General features: G+C 59.9%; 15 protein-coding genes. 12 read left to right on the plus strand and 3 right to left on the minus strand.

Annotated features, from left to right (window positions below; all coding sequences use genetic code 11):
- Nucleotides 1-223: 223 nt before the first annotated feature.
- Complete coding sequence (locus ACA056_RS10080; RefSeq protein WP_497273508.1) at nucleotides 224-1432, plus strand: MFS transporter; 1209 nt, start codon at nucleotides 224-226, stop codon at nucleotides 1430-1432.
- A gap of 209 nt (nucleotides 1433-1641) precedes the next feature.
- On the opposite strand, the gene ACA056_RS10085 is transcribed toward ACA056_RS10080, so the two are convergent.
- The gene (locus tag ACA056_RS10085; RefSeq protein ID WP_497272368.1) at nucleotides 1642-3477 is read right to left on the minus strand and encodes a sigma-54-dependent Fis family transcriptional regulator; all 1836 of its coding nucleotides are present in this window, start codon (nucleotides 3475-3477) and stop codon (nucleotides 1642-1644) included.
- A 271-nt stretch (nucleotides 3478-3748) separates the two neighbouring features.
- On the opposite strand from ACA056_RS10085, the gene ACA056_RS10090 reads away from it, so the two are divergent.
- From ACA056_RS10090 to ACA056_RS10115, 6 genes are read left to right on the plus strand one after another with little or no spacing between them, the layout of a single operon-like run.
- Nucleotides 3749-4843: an ABC transporter ATP-binding protein gene (locus ACA056_RS10090; protein ID WP_415757106.1), complete on the plus strand. Its 1095-nt coding sequence runs from the start codon at nucleotides 3749-3751 to the stop codon at nucleotides 4841-4843.
- Entirely contained in the window at nucleotides 4843-5934 is a 1092-nt protein-coding gene (locus tag ACA056_RS10095; RefSeq protein ID WP_497272370.1) for an ABC transporter ATP-binding protein, read from the plus strand. The genes ACA056_RS10090 and ACA056_RS10095 overlap by 1 nt, the downstream gene beginning before the upstream one ends.
- 2 nt (nucleotides 5935-5936) lie before the next feature.
- Nucleotides 5937-6803 carry a carbohydrate ABC transporter permease gene (locus ACA056_RS10100; protein ID WP_129436920.1) on the plus strand — a complete coding sequence of 289 codons (867 nt, stop codon included), beginning with the start codon at nucleotides 5937-5939 and terminating at the stop codon, nucleotides 6801-6803.
- 8 nt (nucleotides 6804-6811) lie between these two features.
- Complete coding sequence (locus ACA056_RS10105) at nucleotides 6812-7612, plus strand: carbohydrate ABC transporter permease (RefSeq protein ID WP_017339615.1); 801 nt, start codon at nucleotides 6812-6814, stop codon at nucleotides 7610-7612.
- A 10-nt stretch (nucleotides 7613-7622) separates the two neighbouring features.
- Nucleotides 7623-7895: a DUF2160 domain-containing protein gene (locus tag ACA056_RS10110; protein ID WP_008146061.1), complete on the plus strand. Its 273-nt coding sequence runs from the start codon at nucleotides 7623-7625 to the stop codon at nucleotides 7893-7895.
- Nucleotides 7896-7942: 47 nt separating this feature from the next.
- On the plus strand, nucleotides 7943-9685 hold the full coding sequence (locus ACA056_RS10115; protein WP_497272373.1) for an ABC transporter substrate-binding protein: 1743 nt from the start codon (nucleotides 7943-7945) through the stop codon (nucleotides 9683-9685).
- Nucleotides 9686-9870: 185 nt separating this feature from the next.
- On the opposite strand, the gene ACA056_RS10120 is transcribed toward ACA056_RS10115, so the two are convergent.
- Complete coding sequence (locus ACA056_RS10120; protein ID WP_497272374.1) at nucleotides 9871-11280, minus strand: heavy metal sensor histidine kinase; 1410 nt, start codon at nucleotides 11278-11280, stop codon at nucleotides 9871-9873.
- Nucleotides 11277-11951 carry a heavy metal response regulator transcription factor gene (locus ACA056_RS10125; protein ID WP_497272376.1) on the minus strand — a complete coding sequence of 225 codons (675 nt, stop codon included), beginning with the start codon at nucleotides 11949-11951 and terminating at the stop codon, nucleotides 11277-11279. The genes ACA056_RS10120 and ACA056_RS10125 overlap by 4 nt, the downstream gene beginning before the upstream one ends.
- Before the next feature lie 464 nt (nucleotides 11952-12415).
- On the opposite strand from ACA056_RS10125, the gene ACA056_RS10130 reads away from it, so the two are divergent.
- The 5 genes from ACA056_RS10130 (at nucleotide 12416) to ACA056_RS10150 (ending at nucleotide 18897) form a co-directional block, all read left to right on the plus strand.
- Nucleotides 12416-13687 carry a TolC family protein gene (locus ACA056_RS10130; protein WP_497272378.1) on the plus strand — a complete coding sequence of 424 codons (1272 nt, stop codon included), beginning with the start codon at nucleotides 12416-12418 and terminating at the stop codon, nucleotides 13685-13687.
- Between the two features lie 49 nt (nucleotides 13688-13736).
- Entirely contained in the window at nucleotides 13737-14936 is a 1200-nt protein-coding gene (locus ACA056_RS10135) for an efflux RND transporter periplasmic adaptor subunit (protein ID WP_497272380.1), read from the plus strand.
- Between the two features lie 64 nt (nucleotides 14937-15000).
- Nucleotides 15001-18153 (plus strand): CusA/CzcA family heavy metal efflux RND transporter, encoded by a 3153-nt coding sequence (locus ACA056_RS10140; protein WP_497272382.1) that lies wholly within the window; start codon nucleotides 15001-15003, stop codon nucleotides 18151-18153.
- A gap of 131 nt (nucleotides 18154-18284) precedes the next feature.
- Entirely contained in the window at nucleotides 18285-18485 is a 201-nt protein-coding gene (locus ACA056_RS10145; RefSeq protein ID WP_497272384.1) for a co-regulatory protein PtrA N-terminal domain-containing protein, read from the plus strand.
- Between the two features lie 79 nt (nucleotides 18486-18564).
- Nucleotides 18565-18897: a DUF2790 domain-containing protein gene (locus ACA056_RS10150; protein ID WP_497272386.1), complete on the plus strand. Its 333-nt coding sequence runs from the start codon at nucleotides 18565-18567 to the stop codon at nucleotides 18895-18897.
- Nucleotides 18898-18985 lie beyond the last annotated feature (88 nt).

Consider the following 18985-nt stretch of genomic DNA (forward strand, 5'->3'; position numbering starts at 1 on the left):
TACATCGACCTGAACTTGATGTGCCGAATCCATAATCAACCCGGTCGCTCAGGTCGATTCAGGACGCCAGACACCTCGGTCGGCCCCCTCTACCTCCGGGAGAGGGCTGGGGTGAGGGGTTGCTTTCGGTTTTCGCATACGTCTTGATGTCGGACGCAGCTAACCCTGGCTGCGTCGCGTGCAGCCGGATGCTCATCAGCGGCGAATACAAAATGGAGAAATCATGGCTAATCCCTATCGCGAACTTCTGACGACCCCCGGCGCCACAGGGTTGGTACTCGCGAGCGCCATTGCCCGTCTGCCACAGGCAATGATCGGCATTGGCATCATCACCATGTTGGTGCAGCAGACCGGTGTTTACTGGCTGGCCGGCGCGGTCGCCGGAACGTTTACCTTGGCCAATGCGCTGATCGGCCCGCACATCTCGAAACTGGTTGATCAGCGTGGCCAGAGTCGAGTCCTGCCTGTCGTCACTGCTTTCAGCATTGGCATGTTGCTGGCGCTGATCATCGCTGTGTACCTGCGGGCGCCGGTCGCGCTGCTGTTTGTTCTGGCGGCACTCGCGGGGACGATGCCGAGCATGCCCTCGATGATCAGAGCACGCTGGTCGCAGCTGTTCCGTGGCAAACCGCAATTGCACACGGCGTTCTCTCTGGACACCGTGCTGACTGAACTTGCCTACATCATCGGCCCACCCCTGGCGATTGGTTTGAGCGTGAGTTTTTTCGCCGAAGCCGGGCCGCTGGTTGCCGTCGTGATGCTGGCGGTCGGGGTGACGGCTTTTCTTATGCAGCGCCAGACAGAACCGAAAGTGGTCGTGGGCAACATCAGCCGCACCAGCTCCACATTGCTTATTCCCGGCGTACGCACCATCGTCCTCGCGCTGCTGGCGATGGGGATGATTGGCGGATCGATCGACGTGGCAGTCGTGGCCTTCGCCAACGCACAAGGCTGGCCAGAGTCCGCCACATTCATCCTCGCAGCCTATGCGCTCGGCTCGATGATTGCGGGTCTGACGTTTGGTGCGTTGAGGATTTCTCTGCCGATAGAAAAACAGTTCTTTATCGGGATATTGGTCACGGCACTCACAGGTGTTTTACCGATTTTCTCAGCGGACGTTTATATCCTTTCAGGGATGCTGTTTATCGCTGGCATGTCATTTGCACCAACCATGGTGGTGGTGATGAATCTGGGTACGATCATCGTTCCGCCATCTAGGATTACCGAAGGCCTGACGTGGATGACCACCGGCATCAGCATCGGCGTAGCGCTCGGTGGCATGATTTCGGGTCTGGTTATCGATTCTTATGGCGCGCGGGCAGGATTCGGGGTGGCCATTGGCGCCGGGGGCGTGATGGTAGTAGTCGTGCTGGTTGGGCTGCGCACATTGAGTGCGGTCTCAGCTGCGAATGTTGAGCCAGCCTTTCAATAATTGGCACTGTCCGGAATTTCGCCCTCACACTAGCCCTCTCCCCCAGGAGAGGGGACTGATTGGGGGATGCATCAAGATGCTCGGCAACTTGGAATTCATGCTTTGAATCCATAATCAACTCGGTCGCTCAGGTCGATGTATAGCGCCAGACACCTCGGTCGGCTCCCTCTCCAGGGGGAGAGGGCTGGGGTGAGGGGAGAGCGCCTCACTCAATCTCCAATCTGCCGCAACCGCTTGTAAAGCGTATTCCGGCTAACCCCCAACCTGCGCGCCAGATGCGAAATATTCCCCCCCGCCAACTGCAACTCCCGATTCAACGCCCTAGCATCATTCAAATCCACCGCCAACGGCTCCGGCAAATCCACCGGTTCCATCTCCATATCAACAAAGAAATCATCCGGCAAATGCTCCGGCCGCACCGGTTGGTCCTCGGCCATGACCAGCGCCACCTGCATCACGCTGCTGACCTGGCGCAAATTCCCCGGCCACGGGTGGCGCCCGAACAACTCCAATACCTCTCTGCTCAAGCCGGCCCATTGGCTCGGTTCGCGGTGCTGTTCCCACAGACGTTTGAACAAGGCCTCTTTATCACTGCGTTCTCTTAACGGCGGCAGCTCCAAGGTCAAGCCACCGATGCGGTAATACAAATCCTCACGAAACCGACCCAGCTGAACCTGTTCGCGCAACGAGCGGTTGGTCGCGGAAATAATCCGGATATCTACCGGGAACAACTCGCTGCTGCCCACCGGTTGTACGCAGCGTTCCTGCAAAACCCTTAATAGTCGCGCCTGAGTCGGCAACGGCATGTCACCAATTTCATCAAGGAAGAGGGTGCCTTTGTCGGCCTTGCGGATCAGCCCGATGCTGCCTTTCTGGTTGGCGCCGGTGAACGCGCCTTTCTCGTAGCCAAACAGCTCTGATTCCACCAGTTCGGCGGGGATCGCTGCACAGTTGACGGCAATGAAGGGTTTTTTGCTACGGGAACTGGCCTGATGCAGGGCTTTGACGAAGACTTCCTTGCCAACCCCTGTTTCGCCGTGGATCAGCAGCGGAATGTCTTTCTCCAGCAGCCGCTCGGCCTGGCGCACGGCTTTTTCCACGCGGCTGTCACCGAAATGCAGGGTGTTGAGGCTGATCGCTGCCGGCGTCGCCACCGTGGCCTCGGCAAACACTCGCGCCTGAATCACTGCCTGTTTCGGCCGCTTCAACAGGCACTGAAAGCGGTTGCGTCCTGAGGTTTGCAAGGCGAAGGGCAGGCCGTCCGGCTGGTTCAACAACTCCAGCAGCGAGACCTTGAACAGGCTTTCGACACTGACCCGCGACAGACTGATGCCCAGCAGATTGTCAGCCCTGCGGTTGGCCGACAGCACCTGGCCAGTCTCGTCGAAGATAAGAAGGCCCGCCCATTGACTGTCGAGGTTGTTCAGCCCGGTGTTGAAGGTCAGCTGGAAATGCTGTCCATGGAACAGGTTGAGGATCAGCCGGTTTTCCACGGTCTGACTCATCATCTTGACCATGCCGAGGGTGTGGGACGGCGGCAGGTAGCTGTCGCTGGACACATCCAGCACCGCGATGACCTTGCGTTCGGCATCGAAAATCGGTGCGGCGGAACCGGTCATGAAACGGTTGGCCTTGAGGAAATGTTCATCGTGCTCGATGTGCACCGCCTGCTCGCAGGCCAGCGCGGTGCCGATCGCATTGGTGCCGCTGCAGCGTTCTATCCAGCTGGCACCGGCGCTGAAACCGCGGGTCAGGTTCGGCTCGATAAAACGCTGGGTGCCCCAGGACGTCAGCACCTGGCCCTGATTGTCGGCGAGCATGATCAGGCAGTTGGAGTTGCTGAGGATGTTCTCGTAATACGGCAGGACTTCCTGGTGAGTGGTTTGCACCAGTGAGTGCTGGCTCTCCAGCAGTTGCGCGATGCCCTCGGCCGGCAACTGATCAAACGCCGGTGCACTCTGATGATTGAGACCGTACGCGCGGCAACGGGACCAGGAGTCCTGGATGATGGCGTCGTGGGAGAGCGGCAAGGCGGGTGCGGCCATGGTCGGCAGTCTCTGAAAATGCTTTGTTGTTTTTGTTATGCGCTCGTCTTTGCGAGCCAAAAGCATCCGTAGAGTGTTGTTCACTATTGTTCATTGTCAACCGCCGGGTTGTTCAATTGTTCAGTCGCGGTTGTTCATTTCTGTTCAGCAACGAACGCGGTTTTTCTTCCATTTACAGGATTCTCAAGCCGGATCAAAGGCTTGCAATTTCTGGCACGAAAGTCGCTCTGTAGCTCCGGTCGCTTGACTCCAATAATAAAAAGGCCGAGCCATGTCATTAACCCTGGAGCACGTCAGCCGCACCGTCGAGGGCCAGACCTGGATCGACGATGCGTGCCTTAGTTTCGAAGCCGGATCCTTCAACGTTTTGCTCGGGCGCACGCTGTCCGGCAAAACCAGTCTCATGCGCCTGATGGCCGGTCTGGACAAGCCCGACAGCGGGCGCATCCTGATGAACGGCGTCGACGTCACCCAGCGCCCGGTGCGTTTGCGCAATGTGTCGATGGTCTATCAGCAGTTCATCAACTACCCGACCATGACGGTGTTCGAGAACATCGCCTCGCCATTGCGCCAGGGCGGTGTTTCCAATGAGCTGATCCAGAGCAAGGTGCTGGAAACCGCGAAGATGTTGCGCATCGAGAAGTTCCTCCAGCGCCATCCGCTTGAGCTTTCCGGCGGCCAGCAACAGCGCACGGCGATGGCCCGGGCGCTGGTCAAGGATGCCGAGCTGATCCTGTTCGACGAGCCACTGGTGAACCTCGACTACAAACTGCGCGAAGAACTGCGACAGGAAATGCGCGAGCTGTTCAAGGCCCGCCACACCATCGCCATCTACGCCACCACCGAACCCAACGAAGCCCTGGCGCTGGGCGGCACCACCACCATTCTTCACGAAGGCCGGGTGATCCAGAGCGGCAAGTCTTCCGAGGTTTATCACCAGCCGCAAACCGTGCTGGCGGCGGAGTTGTTCTCCGAGCCGCCGATCAACCTGATGCCGGGGCGTATCGCCGGCAACGAAGTCAGCTTCGCCAATTTCGTGCACTTCCCGCTCAACGTCGATTTGCGGCCGGTGGGCGAGGGCGAGTTCCGCTTTGGCGTGCGACCGAGCCACATCTCATTGGTGCCGAGCAACGACGATGATCTGGAACTGGCGGTGACCGTCGAGGTGGCCGAGATCAGCGGGTCGGAAACCTTCCTGCACGTGCGCAACGAACATTTCCTGCTGGTGCTGCACTTGCCCGGCGTTCACGAATACGACGTCGATGCGCCGATTCGTATCTATATCCCGACCCATAAACTGTTTGTCTTCGATACGCAGGGGCGGCTGGTCCAGGCGCCCGGTCGCCGTATCGCGAGGGTTGCCTGATGGCCGAAATTCGTTTGCAGCATCTCGCCCACAGTTACACCCGCACGCCGACCGGCCCCGAGGATTATGCGATTCGTGAGATGGACCACGTCTGGGAGCAGGGCGGTGCTTACGCGCTGCTCGGGCCTTCGGGCTGCGGCAAGTCGACCTTGCTCAACATCATCTCCGGATTGCTCAGTCCGTCTCAGGGTCAGGTGCTGTTCGACAGCAAAGTGGTCAACGACCTGACCCCGGAGAAGCGCAACATCGCCCAGGTTTTTCAGTTTCCGGTGGTCTACGACACCATGACGGTGTTCGACAACCTGGCCTTCCCGCTGCGTAATCAGGGCATGGCCGAGGCGAAAATTCACAGCAAGGTGCAGGAAATCGCCGAGGTCCTCGACCTCCAGGCGTTGCTGAGCAAGAAGGCGCGCAACCTCACCGCCGATGAAAAGCAGAAAGTCTCCATGGGCCGTGGGCTGGTGCGCGATGACGTGTCGGCGATTCTGTTCGATGAGCCGCTGACCGTGATCGACCCGCACCTGAAGTGGAAGCTGCGGCGCAAGCTCAAGCAGATCCACGAGCAGTTCAACATCACCATGGTCTACGTCACCCACGATCAGCTCGAAGCCTCAACCTTCGCCGACAAGATCGCGGTGATGTACGGCGGGCAGATTGTGCAATTCGGTACGCCGAGAGAACTGTTCGAGCGGCCGAGCCACACCTTTGTCGGCTATTTCATCGGCAGTCCGGGGATGAACCTGATCGAGGTTCAGACACAACCGGGTGGAGTCGGGTTTGCCTCGACGCATTTGCCGCTGTCCGATGCCCAGCAGAAACGCATTGCCGAGTCCGAGTGGAAAACCCTGAAGGTCGGCATCCGTCCGGAGTTCGTGCACGTGTGGGACGAGCCGTTTGATGAGGCGATGCAGGCGCAGGTCGTACACGTCGAAGACCTTGGCACCTACAAGATCATGACCCTGAACCTCGACGGCGCCCCTTTGAAAGTGCGCCTGACCGAAGACAAGCCAGTGCCTGAGGGAACCGCCTACATCAGCTTCCCGGCTCAATGGTTGATGGTGTATGCCGACGAATATCTCTTGGAGACGTAGCCATGAACAAGGTGCAGAACAACAAGGCCTGGTGGCTGGTGTTGCCGGTGTTTTTGCTGGTGGCGTTCAGTGCGGTGATCCCGATGATGACCGTGGTCAACTACTCGGTGCAGGATATCTTCGACCAGTCCAGCCGCTACTTCGTCGGCGCCGACTGGTACAAGCAAGTGCTGCTCGATCCGCGCCTGCATGACTCATTACTGCGTCAGTTCATCTACTCCGGGTGTGTGCTGCTGATCGAAATCCCGCTGGGCATCGCTATCGCCCTGACCATGCCGACCAAGGGCCGCTGGTCGTCGCTGGTGCTGATCATTCTGGCGATTCCATTGCTGATTCCGTGGAACGTGGTCGGCACCATCTGGCAGATCTTCGGACGGGCCGACATTGGTCTGCTGGGCGCCAGCCTCAAGGCCATGGGGCTGAACTACAACTATGCGGCCAACACCATGGATGCCTGGGTCACAGTGCTGGTGATGGACGTCTGGCACTGGACGTCGTTGGTGGCGCTGTTGTGTTTCTCGGGACTGCGGGCGATTCCGGACGTCTACTACCAGGCGGCGCGGATTGATCGGGCATCGGCCTGGGCGGTGTTCCGACACATCCAGCTGCCCAAGCTCAAGAGCGTGCTGTTGATCGCGGTGATGTTGCGGTTCATGGACAGTTTCATGATTTACACCGAGCCGTTTGTGCTGACCGGTGGCGGTCCGGGGAATGCCACGACGTTCTTGAGTCAGACGCTGACGCAAATGGCGATCGGGCAGTTCGACCTCGGCCCGGCGGCGGCTTTCTCGCTGGTGTACTTCCTGATCATCTTGTTGGTGTCCTGGCTGTTTTACACCGCCATGACTCACTCTGACGCCAACCGCTGAGGTCTGCCATGAGCAAGAGAAAGCTGATTCCGTTGTTGATTTACATCCTGTTCCTGCTGGTGCCGATCTACTGGCTGCTGAACATGTCCTTCAAGAGCAACACCGAAATCCTCAGCGGCCTGACGTTGTTTCCGCAGGATTTCACCTTCGCCAACTACAAGGTGATCTTCACCGATCCGGCCTGGTACACCGGTTACCTCAACTCGCTGTACTACGTGAGCCTGAACACGGTGATTTCGCTGAGCGTGGCATTGCCGGCCGCGTATGCGTTCTCGCGCTATCGGTTCCTCGGTGACAAGCACCTGTTCTTCTGGCTCCTGACCAATCGTATGGCGCCACCGGCAGTATTCTTGCTCCCGTTCTTCCAGCTGTATTCCTCGATCGGTTTGTTCGATACGCACATCGCCGTCGCGCTGGCTCATTGCCTGTTTAACGTGCCGTTGGCGGTATGGATCCTTGAAGGCTTCATGTCCGGCGTTCCGAAGGAGATCGACGAAACCGCCTACATCGACGGCTACAGTTTCCCCAAGTTCTTCGTGAAGATTTTCGTTCCGCTGATTGGCTCCGGGATCGGCGTGACGGCATTTTTCTGCTTCATGTTTTCCTGGGTCGAACTGCTGCTGGCGCGAACGCTGACCTCGGTCAACGCCAAACCGATTGCGGCGGTGATGACGCGCACGGTCTCGGCGTCCGGTATCGACTGGGGCGTGCTGGCGGCGGCGGGGGTGTTGACTATCCTGCCAGGCATGCTGGTGATCTGGTTTGTTCGCAACCACGTGGCCAAGGGCTTTGCCCTGGGCCGGGTCTGAGGAGCTGATGATGGAATGGATGAGTTGGACCGGCCCTACGGCGGCATTCTTCAGCGTCATTGCCTTGATCCTGGTGGGCATGACGACCTGGGAACTGCGTTCGCCGAGCATTCTTCGGCGTGGTTTGTTGCCGATTGCCACCACCCGTGGCGATCGGTTGTTTATCGGTCTTCTCGGCAGCGCCTACCTGCATTTGCTGGTAATCGGCGTCACCGACTGGAGCATCTGGGTGGCGTTCGCGTTGTCCCTGGTGTGGCTGTTGGCTGTGATGCGTTGGGGCTAGTCGAATCGCTCGGCAAAGTTGCTCCGAAACCCTAAAAGGAGGTCTCTATGTTCGACAAAAACAATAAGCTGCGACATAGCGTTTCATTGGCAGCCATGCTGGCACTCAGCGGGTTGAGCGCTGCGGCCTGGGCCGATGCCTATGAAGACGCGGCCAAGAAATGGATTGGCAGCGAATTCAAACCGTCCACCCTCACCCCGGAGGAGCAGCTCGCGGAGTTGAAGTGGTTCATCAAGGCGTCCGAGCCGTTTCGCGGGATGAGCATCAAGGTGGTCTCGGAAACCATCGCGACCCACGAATATGAATCCAAAACGCTGGCCAAAGCCTTTACCGAGATCACCGGGATCAAGCTGACCCACGACTTGCTGCAAGAAGGCGACGTGGTGGAAAAGCTGCAGACCCAGATGCAATCGGACAAGAACATCTATGACGGCTGGGTCAATGACTCGGACCTGATTGGCACGCACTTTCGCTACGGCAAAACCGAATCGATCACCGACCTGATGGCCAACGAAGGCAAGGCCTACACCTCGCCGACCCTGGACATCAAAGACTTCATCGGCATCTCGTTCACCACCGCGCCGGACGGCAAGATCTATCAACTGCCCGACCAGCAGTTCGCCAACCTCTACTGGTTCCGCGCCGACTGGTTCGAGCGGGCGGATCTGAAAGCAAAATTCAAAGAAAAATACGGTTATGAACTGGGCGTGCCGGTGAACTGGTCGGCGTATGAAGACATCGCCAAATTCTTCAGCGAAGACGTCAAGGAAATCGACGGCAAGCGTATCTACGGGCACATGGACTACGGCAAGAAAGACCCGTCCCTCGGTTGGCGCTTTACCGATGCCTGGTTCTCCATGGCTGGCGCTGGCGACAAGGGCATTCCCAACGGTTTGCCGGTGGACGAGTGGGGCATCCGCGTCGAGGACTGCCATCCGGTCGGTTCCAGCGTGACCCGCGGCGGCGACACCAACGGCCCGGCGGCGGTCTATGCAACCACCAAGTACGTCGACTGGCTGAAGAAATATGCGCCACCGGAAGCAGCGGGCATGACCTTCTCCGAGTCCGGCCCGGTGCCGTCCCAAGGCAACATCGCCCAGCAGATCTTCTGGTACACCGCGTTCACCGCCGACATGACCAAACCGGGCCTGCCCGTGATGAACGCCGACGGCACGCCGAAATGGCGCATGGCGCCATCACCACGCGGACCGTACTGGGAGGAGGGCATGAAACTGGGGTATCAGGACGTGGGTTCCTGGACGTTCATGAAGTCCACGCCTGAGAAGCAGAAACTGGCGGCCTGGCTGTACGCGCAGTTCGTGACCTCGAAAACCGTATCCCTGAAGAAAACCATCGTTGGCCTGACGCCAATCCGCGAGTCGGACATCAACTCGCAAGCCATGACCGACCTGGCACCGAAACTCGGTGGTCTGGTCGAGTTCTATCGCAGCCCGGCCCGTGTGCAATGGACCCCGACCGGGACCAACGTGCCGGACTATCCGCGTTTGGCGCAATTGTGGTGGAGCCACATCGCCGAAGCCGCCAGCGGCGAGAAAACCCCGCAGCAGGCGCTGGACGGTTTGGCCAAGGATCAGGACGCGATCATGACCCGTCTGGAACGCTCGAAGGCGCAAGCCACCTGCGCACCGAAAATGAACCCCGAGCGCGACGCGCAGTACTGGTTGGACCAACCGGGTGCGCCGAAGCCGAAACTGGCGAACGAGAAGCCTAAGGGTGAAACCGTGAGCTATGCCGAACTGCTGAAATCGTGGGAGGCGGCGCGTAAGTAAACGTCTGTAATGTGAAACGCGAACGGCACCGTAAGGTGCCGTTTTCTTTGGCGCCTGATCCATTGCAATCGCGAGCAAGCTCGCTCCCACAGGTTTCAGTGGTGTTTGCAAACCCGATCACTGTGGGAGCCGGGCTTGCCCGCGAGGGGGCCGACCCGGACATTGGAGGTCTGGAGCCTGACACCTCAGTGCGCCACCCCCTCAACCGCAGGAAATCCCAACCTGAACACCGTCATCGCCCCCGGCAAGCTCTTCACCTCGGCCACCCCCTGATGCAGGCTCATGATCGACCGCACAATCGCCAACCCCAGCCCGGTGCTGCCCTGTGAACGCGAGCGGCTGCTGTCGACCCGGTAGAACCGATCAAACAGGTGCGGCAGATGCTGTGCCTCAATCCCCGCGCCAGGGTTGCTGACCAGCAACGAAACCTGGGTCGCGCCCCGCTCAATCAGCAGTGTCACGGTTTTCCCGACCGGGCAGTGGCGCAGCGCGTTGGACAGCAAATTCGATATCGCCCGTTGAATCATCAACCGGTCACCCATCACCCGCGCATTGCCGACCACGTTCAGATGGATCTGCTTGTCCTGCGCCGACAGGGAAAACATCTCGGCGACTTTCCAGGCTTCTTCTTCCAGGGCAACCGACTCGAACGGCGCGAGCGCCGACGGGTGACTGACCTGTGCCAGAAACAGCATGTCCGAGACAATCCGCGCCACGCGCTCCAGCTCTTCAGTGCAGCAAACCAGCACATCCTTGTACTCATCCACGCTGCGTTCGCGGGACAACGTCACCTGTGCCTTGCCCATCAAATTGTTGATCGGCGTACGCAGCTCATGCGCCAAATCATCAGAGAACTGCGACAGCTGCTGCACACCGGCGTCGAGGCGGTGCAGCATGAAGTTGATGCCCTGCGCCAGTTCGCTCAGCTCCTGGGGCATGTTCACCACCGACAGCCGATGATCCAGATCCTGGGTCGAGACCATCGCCGCCACTTTGCGAAATTCGCGCATCGGCGCCAGACCGCGCTGGACCGCGCCCCAGGCACTCAGTCCGATAAAGATCAGCAACAACGGCAAGGCAATCAGGGTCGAGCGCAGGTAGGCGCTGAGCAAGGCCTCATCGTGGGCGTTGTCCATCGACAACAGCACCGGGACGCGGGTGCCGTCCTTGAGGCTGATCAGCCTGGACGTCGTGAGGAATTTCGCCCCCTTGGCGTCAGTGCTGGTGGTGTAGGCCAACTCGTCGCTGACTGCCCGCACCGCCTTCAATTCAAGTCGCGGATCGGCCATGCCGGTGCCGGATTTGAGCAGTGGTGTGCGCAGGTTGCTGTGGTCGTAAATCGTTAGCGTGAGGTTGTCATGCCCCATGACCTGATCAAGCAGGATGTGCGGTTTCGTGCTGATTTCGCCGGTGTCGGTGTACAGCGACAGGCTGTGTTCAACCTGCTCCATCTTCTTTCCCAGACTGTCCCTGGATAACGCGTTCAGCTCATGGGTCAGGGCGAAATACGCCAGGATCGCCAGGAACACCACCAGCAGCGCGCCGAGAATACTGACCGTCAGCCCCAGCCGCATTGACAGGCTGGCCGGCTTCATTCCCGCGACTCCAGCACGTAGCCGACACCGCGCAGGGTGTGGATCAACTTGTTGTCGAACGGGTCATCGATCTTCGCCCGCAAACGCCTGATCGACACTTCGACCACGTTGGTGTCGCAGTCGAAGTTCATGTCCCACACCAGCGAAATGATCTGGGTACGGGTCAGCACGTCGCCGGACTGGCGCATCAACAGATGCAGCAGGGCGAACTCCTTGGTGGTCAGGTCGATGCGATGTTCGCCACGAAACGCACGATGACGGCCAGGGTCGAGTTCCATGTCGGCGACTTTCAGTACCTGCGGCACCGGGATGTTCTCGCTGCGGCGCATCAAAGTGCGCACCCGTGCCAGCAATTCCGGAAACTCGAACGGCTTGAGCAGATAATCGTCGGCGCCCAGATCGAGGCCACGAATCTTGTCAGCCAGGCGACCGCGCGCGGTGAGCATCATCACCCGCGTGGAGTGAGTGCGCCGCAGTTGTTCCAGCACGCCCCAGCCGTCCAGTTCCGGCAGATTCACATCCAGAATAATCAGGTCATAAACCTGTTGTTGCGCCAGATGCAATCCATCGGCGCCATTGGCGGCGTGGTCAACGATATAGCCACTTTCCGTCAGTCCCTGATGTAAGTATTCGGCAGCTTTAAGCTCGTCCTCGACGACAAGGATTCGCATGATCAATCACCACTTTCATTGAATGGATATTTAATTAAGGTGGCCGGGAAAGTTGTTGTTTTTGTAAAGGCTTCCGGACGGGTTTTAATAACGACTAACTATTTCCCTACAGCGTTTTCTCCGTTTGCAGGCGTGTAAGGTAAAGGCTGTAGTGACTACAGAGTCAACCGATAACTCGGTGTTGAGGCTTTAAAACCGCAGCCTGCGACAGCCTGTCGCAGCAGGCAGGAACAAAAGTCCATCTGCCTCATGAGAGTTGAATTGAGGCAAGTACTGTTCGGCGGATGACGGCACATCATTTGTTTCTATGTATTGCTAGTTAGGTGTTTGCACTTTGCATGCTAGAGCAAAACAACTTGGCGCGACCGTGGATAACGGATTTGTAATGTTTCAGTCACCTTGTCGATAAGTTCAAAACCCTACCGTGGCGGCATCGAAGATTCTTGATTAAAGGAAGTACTCCATTGCCCGGTTTAAGAGAACTGACGGCGCGGTCACGCCTGAAAAAAACTGCGTGGGTGGTCATGGTCAGCGGCGGTTTGTTGCTGGCCGGCGTGCCTCTTGCGAATGCATCGACCCTGACCCTCGATCAGGCCCTGCAAACCGCATTCGCCGGCAACCCGGATCTGGCAGCGGCGCAATGGGAAGTCGGCATCGCCGAAGGTGACCGCCAGCAGGCGGGTCTGATCCCCAACCCCGAAGTGTCTTGGGAAGCCGAGGACACCCGCCGCGATTCGCGCACCACCACAGTGATGCTCAGCCAGCCGATTGAACTGGGCGGCAAGCGCGGCGCGCGGATCGATGTCGCCAGCCGTGCCCAGGACGCCGCCGGGATCGAACTGGAGCGCAAGCGCAATGCCTTGCGCGCCGATGTGATTCAGGCGTTCACCAGCGCCCAGACTGCGCAGCAACGCTTGCAGTTGTCTCGCCAGTCGCTGCAACTGGCCGAGCACGGTTTGCGCGTGGCGCTGGGGCGGATCGAGGCGGGCAAGTCGTCGCCGGTCGAAGGCACACGGGCGCAAGTGCAACGCTCCGAAGTGCGACTGGAACTGAGCCGCGCCGAACGCGATCAGGCCAACGCCTATCAGCAACTGGCGCAGGTCATGGGCGCACCGTTACCGACTTCGACCACCGTGCAGACGGCCACGCAAAGCATGCCCGCCGTGCCGCCGCCGACCCGCTTGTTGGAGCGCCTGAACGAGACCGCCGAGCTGCGGCTGGCCAAGTTGCAGATCGATCAGCGCGAGGCGTCGTTGGGGCTGGAGAAGGCGCAACGGATTCCCGACCTGACCGTCAGCATCGGCAGTCAGTACAGCGAACTGGAGCGTGAGCGGGTCAACGTGGTCGGGCTGTCGATGCCGATTCCGCTGTTCAATCGCAATCAGGGCAACGTGCTGGCAGCAGCGCGCCGTACCGATCAGGCGCGGGATCTGCGCAACGCCACCGAGCTGCGCTTGCGCACCGAAATCCAGACCACCCTTGAGCAATGGCAGACCGCCAACGGCGAAATCCAGGCGTTCAACCAGACCATCCTGCCCGCCGCACAAAGTGCAGTGGACAGCGCCATGCGCGGCTTCGAAATGGGCAAGTTCGGTTTCCTCGACGTGCTCGACGCCCAGCGCACCCTGATCAGCGCCCGCACCCAATACATCCAGGCTGTTGCCGAGGCGACGGACGCGCGGGTGCGCATCGAACGCATTTTCGGCGACCTCGGCGCACTCACCGTCAGCCCTTGAATTTCACCTTTCAGATCACTGCGCGATGACATGGCGCAGAGGAGTTTCCATGGATAAAAAACTGATCGTTGTCGCGGTGGCGACGTTGGCGCTGGGCATTGGTATTGGCTCGATGTGGGCGGGGAACGGGTCCATCGATGCCCACGCCGATGAAGCGGTGGAGCATGCGGACCACGCCGAAGTAGGCGCTGCAGCCGACGGCGAACATGCCGAAGGCGAAGAGGGGCATCTGACGTTGAGTGTCGAGCAGATCGCGGCGGCGGGCATTCAACTGGCCGAAGCGCGGGCGCAAAGCATCAGCCTTGGTTTGTCGTTCCCGGGCGAAGTGCGCTTCGACGAAGACCGCACCGCCCACGTCGTACCGCGGGTGCCAGGGGTGGTCGAGTCGGTGTCGGTCAATCTCGGGCAGTGGGTGAAGAAGGGCCAGCTGCTGGCGGTGATCGCCAGTCAGCAGATCTCCGATCAGCGCAGCGAACAGGCTGCGGCGCAACGGCGCTTGGCCTTGGCGCGCACCACCTACGAGCGCGAGAAGCAGTTGTGGCAGGACAAGATTTCCGCCGAGCAGGATTTGTTGCAGGCGCGCCAGGCGCTGGAAGAAGCCGAAATCGCCGTGAACAACGCCCGGCAAAAGATCAGCGTGCTCAGTGGCAGCGTGGTTGCCACCGGCGGCAATCGCTATGAACTGCGCGCGCCGTTCGACGGCATGGTGGTGGAAAAGCACCTGACGCCAGGGGAGGTGGTCGACGAAACCACGGCGGCGTTCACGCTCTCGGACTTGTCGCGAGTGTGGGTGACCTTCGGTGTTTCGCCCAAGGATCTGAACAAGGTGCAAGTGGGCAAAGCAGTCACCGTCAGCGCCCCGGAACTCAATGCGGAAGTCGCCGGCACGGTGGCTTACGTCGGCAGTTTGCTCGGCGAACAGACCCGCACCGCCACCGTTCGCGTCACCTTGGAAAACCCTCAAGGTTCGTGGCGTCCCGGGTTGTTCGTCACCGCACTGGTCGCCACCGACAGCCGTCAGGTCAAAGTGGCGGTGCCGGAAGCTGCGATCCAGACCGTCGAGGACAAACCCACGGTGTTCGTGCGCACCGACGACGGCTTCGAGGCGCGGGCCGTGGAGCTGGGCAGTCGTGCAGCGGGGCAGGTGGAAGTCACGCAGGGGCTGGAGGCCGGTGCGCAAGTCGCTGCGGCCGGCAGCTTCGTTCTCAAATCGGAACTGGGCAAGGCCTCGGCCGAGCACTCTCATTGAAGAAGTCGTTGAAGACTCCCACTAAAGACGCCCATCGATTCGCCCCCTCGACGAGAAGGTTCCCATGTTCGAACGCCTGATCCAGTTTGCCATCGAGCAGCGCATCATCGTGCTGCTCGCCGTTCTGCTCATGGCCGGCCTCGGGATCGCCAGTTATCAAAAACTGCCGATTGACGCCGTGCCCGACATCACCAACGTCCAGGTGCAAATCAACACCGGCGCCGCCGGGTTCTCGCCGCTGGAAACCGAACAGCGCATCACCTTCCCGATTGAAACCGCCATGGCCGGTCTGCCGGCGCTGGAGCAGACCCGTTCGCTGTCGCGTTCGGGGTTGTCGCAGGTCACGGTGATTTTCAAGGACGGCACCGACTTGTTCTTCGCCCGGCAATTGGTCAACGAGCGGTTACAGATCGCCAAGGAGCAATTGCCCGAGGGCACCGAAGCGGTGATGGGGCCGATTTCCACCGGCCTCGGCGAGATCTTCCTGTGGACTGTGGAAGCCAGGGACGGCGCGCTCAAGGACGACGGTAGCGCCTACACGCCGACGGATTTGCGGGTGATTCAGGACTGGATCATCAAGCCGCAACTGCGCAACGTCCCTGGTGTGGCCGAGATCAACACCATCGGCGGCTTTGCCAAGGAATACCAGATCGCCCCCGATCCGAAACGGCTGGCAGCCTACAAGTTGACCCTCACTGACCTGATCACAGCGCTGGAGCGCAACAACGCCAACGTCGGCGCCGGGTACATCGAGCGCAGCGGCGAGCAGTTGTTGATTCGTGCACCGGGGCAAGTGGCGAGCACCGAGGACATCGCCAACATCGTCATGGCCAACGTCGATGGCACGCCGATCCGGGTGAAGAACGTCGCCACCGTGGACATTGGCCGCGAACTGCGCAGCGGCGCGGCCACGGAAAACGGCCGTGAAGTGGTGCTCGGCACCGTGTTCATGCTGATCGGCGAAAACAGCCGCACCGTGTCCCAGGCCGTCGCCAGCAAACTGGAACAGATCAACCGTTCGCTGCCCAAAGGCGTGATCGCGGTGCCGGTGTACGACCGCACGCACCTGGTGGACAAAGCCATTGCCACGGTGAAAAAGAACCTGATCGAAGGCGCGATTCTGGTGATCGCGATTCTGTTCCTGTTCCTCGGCAACATTCGCGCGGCATTGATTACCGCGATGGTGATTCCGCTGTCGATGCTGTTCACCTTCACCGGCATGTACAGCAACAAGGTCAGCGCCAACCTGATGAGCCTGGGCGCACTCGACTTCGGCATCATCGTCGACGGCGCGGTGGTGATCGTCGAAAACACCCTGCGACGGCTGGCCCATGCGCAGCAGCATCACGGGCGTTTGCTGACCCGCTCCGAGCGTTTCCATGAAGTGTTTGCGGCGGCCAAAGAGGCTCGGCGACCGCTGATTTTCGGCCAGTTGATCATCATGGTCGTGTACCTGCCGATCTTCGCCCTTAGCGGCGTCGAAGGGAAAATGTTCCACCCGATGGCGTTCACCGTGGTCATCGCCTTGATCGGCGCCATGCTGCTGTCGGTGACCTTTGTGCCGGCCGCGATTGCGCTGTTCGTCACTGGCAAGGTCAAGGAAGAAGAGGGCATGGTAATGCGCGGTGCGCGCCGGGTGTATGCGCCGGCGCTGGCGTGGGTGATGAGCCATCGGGCAGTGGCGGTGGGCGTGGCGTTGGGCGTGATTGTGCTCAGCGGCGTGCTGACCAGCCGCATGGGCAGCGAGTTCGTGCCGAGCCTCAGCGAGGGCGATTTTGCCCTGCAAGCCTTGCGCGTGCCGGGCACCAGCCTCACGCAATCGGTGGACATGCAGCAGCGTCTGGAAACCCTGATCCTCGGCAAAGTACCGGAAGTCGAGCGCGTGTTCGCCCGCACCGGCACTGCGGAAATCGCCTCTGACCCGATGCCGCCGAACATCTCCGACAGCTACGTGATGCTCAAGCCAAAAGAGCAATGGCCGGACCCGGGCAAGTCCCGCGAAACCCTGATGGCGGAACTGCAACAGGCCGCCGCGATGTTGCCGGGCAGCAACTATGAACTGTCGCAGCCGATTCAGTTGCGCTTCAACGAACTGATCTCCGGCGTGCGCAGTGACGTCGCGGTCAAGGTGTTCGGCGATGACATGGACGTGCTCAACGCCACCGCGGCGAAGATTGCCGCTGCCATGCAGAAGGTCAATGGCGCCTCTGAGGTCAAAGTCGAACAAACCACCGGCCTGCCGGTGCTGACCATCAACATCGACCGCGACAAGGCGGCGCGTTACGGGCTCAACGTCGGCGATGTGCAGGACACCATTGCCGTCGCGGTGGGTGGGCGTAAGGCCGGCACATTGTATGAAGGCGACCGGCGTTTCGACATGGTGGTGCGGTTGTCCGATGCCATGCGCAAGGACATCGAAGGTCTGTCGGCGCTGTTGATTCCGGTGCCGGCACCGCTCAATGGCGCGGCTGATCAGATTGGTTTTATTGCCTTGAAGGAAGTCGCCAGCCTTGATCTGGTGCTGGGGCCGAATCAAGTCAGCCGCGAAAACGGCAAGCGCCTGGTGATCGTCAGCGCCAACGTGCGCGGGCGCGATATCGGTTCGTTCGTCGAAGAGGCGGGCGAGGTGATCGAGCGAGATGTGCAGGTGCCTGCGGGTTACTGGACAAGTTGGGGCGGGCAGTTCGAGCAACTGCAATCGGCGGCCAAGCGCCTGCAGATCGTGGTGCCGGTGGCGTTGCTCCTGGTGTTCGGGTTGCTGTTCATGATGTTCAACAACCTCAAGGACGGCTTGCTGGTGTTCACCGGGATTCCGTTTGCGTTGACCGGCGGGGTCATGGCGCTGTGGCTGCGGGACATTCCGCTGTCGATTTCGGCGGGCGTGGGTTTTATCGCGCTGTCGGGGGTAGCGGTGCTCAACGGGCTGGTGATGATCGCGTTCATCCGCAACCTGCGGGAGGAGGGGCGTTCGCTGTCTGATGCGATCAACGTAGGCGCGCTGACACGTCTGCGCCCGGTGTTGATGACGGCGCTGGTGGCGTCCCTGGGCTTTATTCCGATGGCGTTGGCGACCGGTACTGGCGCGGAAGTGCAGCGACCGTTGGCGACGGTGGTGATTGGCGGGATCCTGTCCTCGACCATCCTGACGCTGCTGATCTTGCCGGCGCTGTATCAGCTCGCCCATCGCCGAGATGAAGACACAATCCCGACCCAATAGGTGATCTCCCACAGGTTTTATTTCTGACTCAGAGCTGCGCCTACATAACGGATATGTAATTCCCCCGCCACCGTTACGAAAGGTTCGGATTGTTACCTTGATCCCGTCAGCTACTAAACGAGGAATCAAACATGAAATTCGCACAAATCAGTGCCTTTACAGCAGCGTTGGCGATGTCTTCTCTGGCCTTGGCCGAAGGCGGCGGCGATCGGACCTTCGAAAAAATGATGACCGCCAATGACCGCTCCGTAGAGCTGTTCGTCGCCAAGGAACAAGCTCGCGACCCAGTCGTCGTCAATGAAAAGAAAGACGGCAACACCAAAGACTTGTAAGCGCTTCGCACTTGAACAAGCCCGTCATCGAGTCCCGATGCCGGGCTTTTTTATGAGCCAGGATTGGAAGGAAATGGATATGAAAGTGCTTAAGTTAATGACGTTCGCCGGCGTGCTGGCGATGTCCCTGAATGTGTTTGCCGAGGGGGGTGGTGACCGGACGTTCGAGCGGGCGCTGAGTGCCAATACCAAAGCCATGGAGCAGTACGCGGCCAGCCAGGGCAAACCGGCGCCGTTGGTCCAGGACTACGAATACGGAATGAAGCTGGACGTGGTGAAAGTGGTGAGCATTGTGCGCCCGCCAGTTGCCTGTGCCGTAGTCCCCACCGCCATGACCTACGAAGACTCCAAGGGCCAACTTAACACCATCAAATACACCGTGGCGGGGGATTGCCGCAATCGCGGCGGCTGACGCCGCCCTAATGGCCAGGACCGGATTCCCCGTAGGTGCTGCCGAACCTTCGGCAGCACCTACGGGTTTTATTCAGGCGCACATAAAA

This window comes from Pseudomonas sp. LBUM1666, from assembly GCF_059695775.1.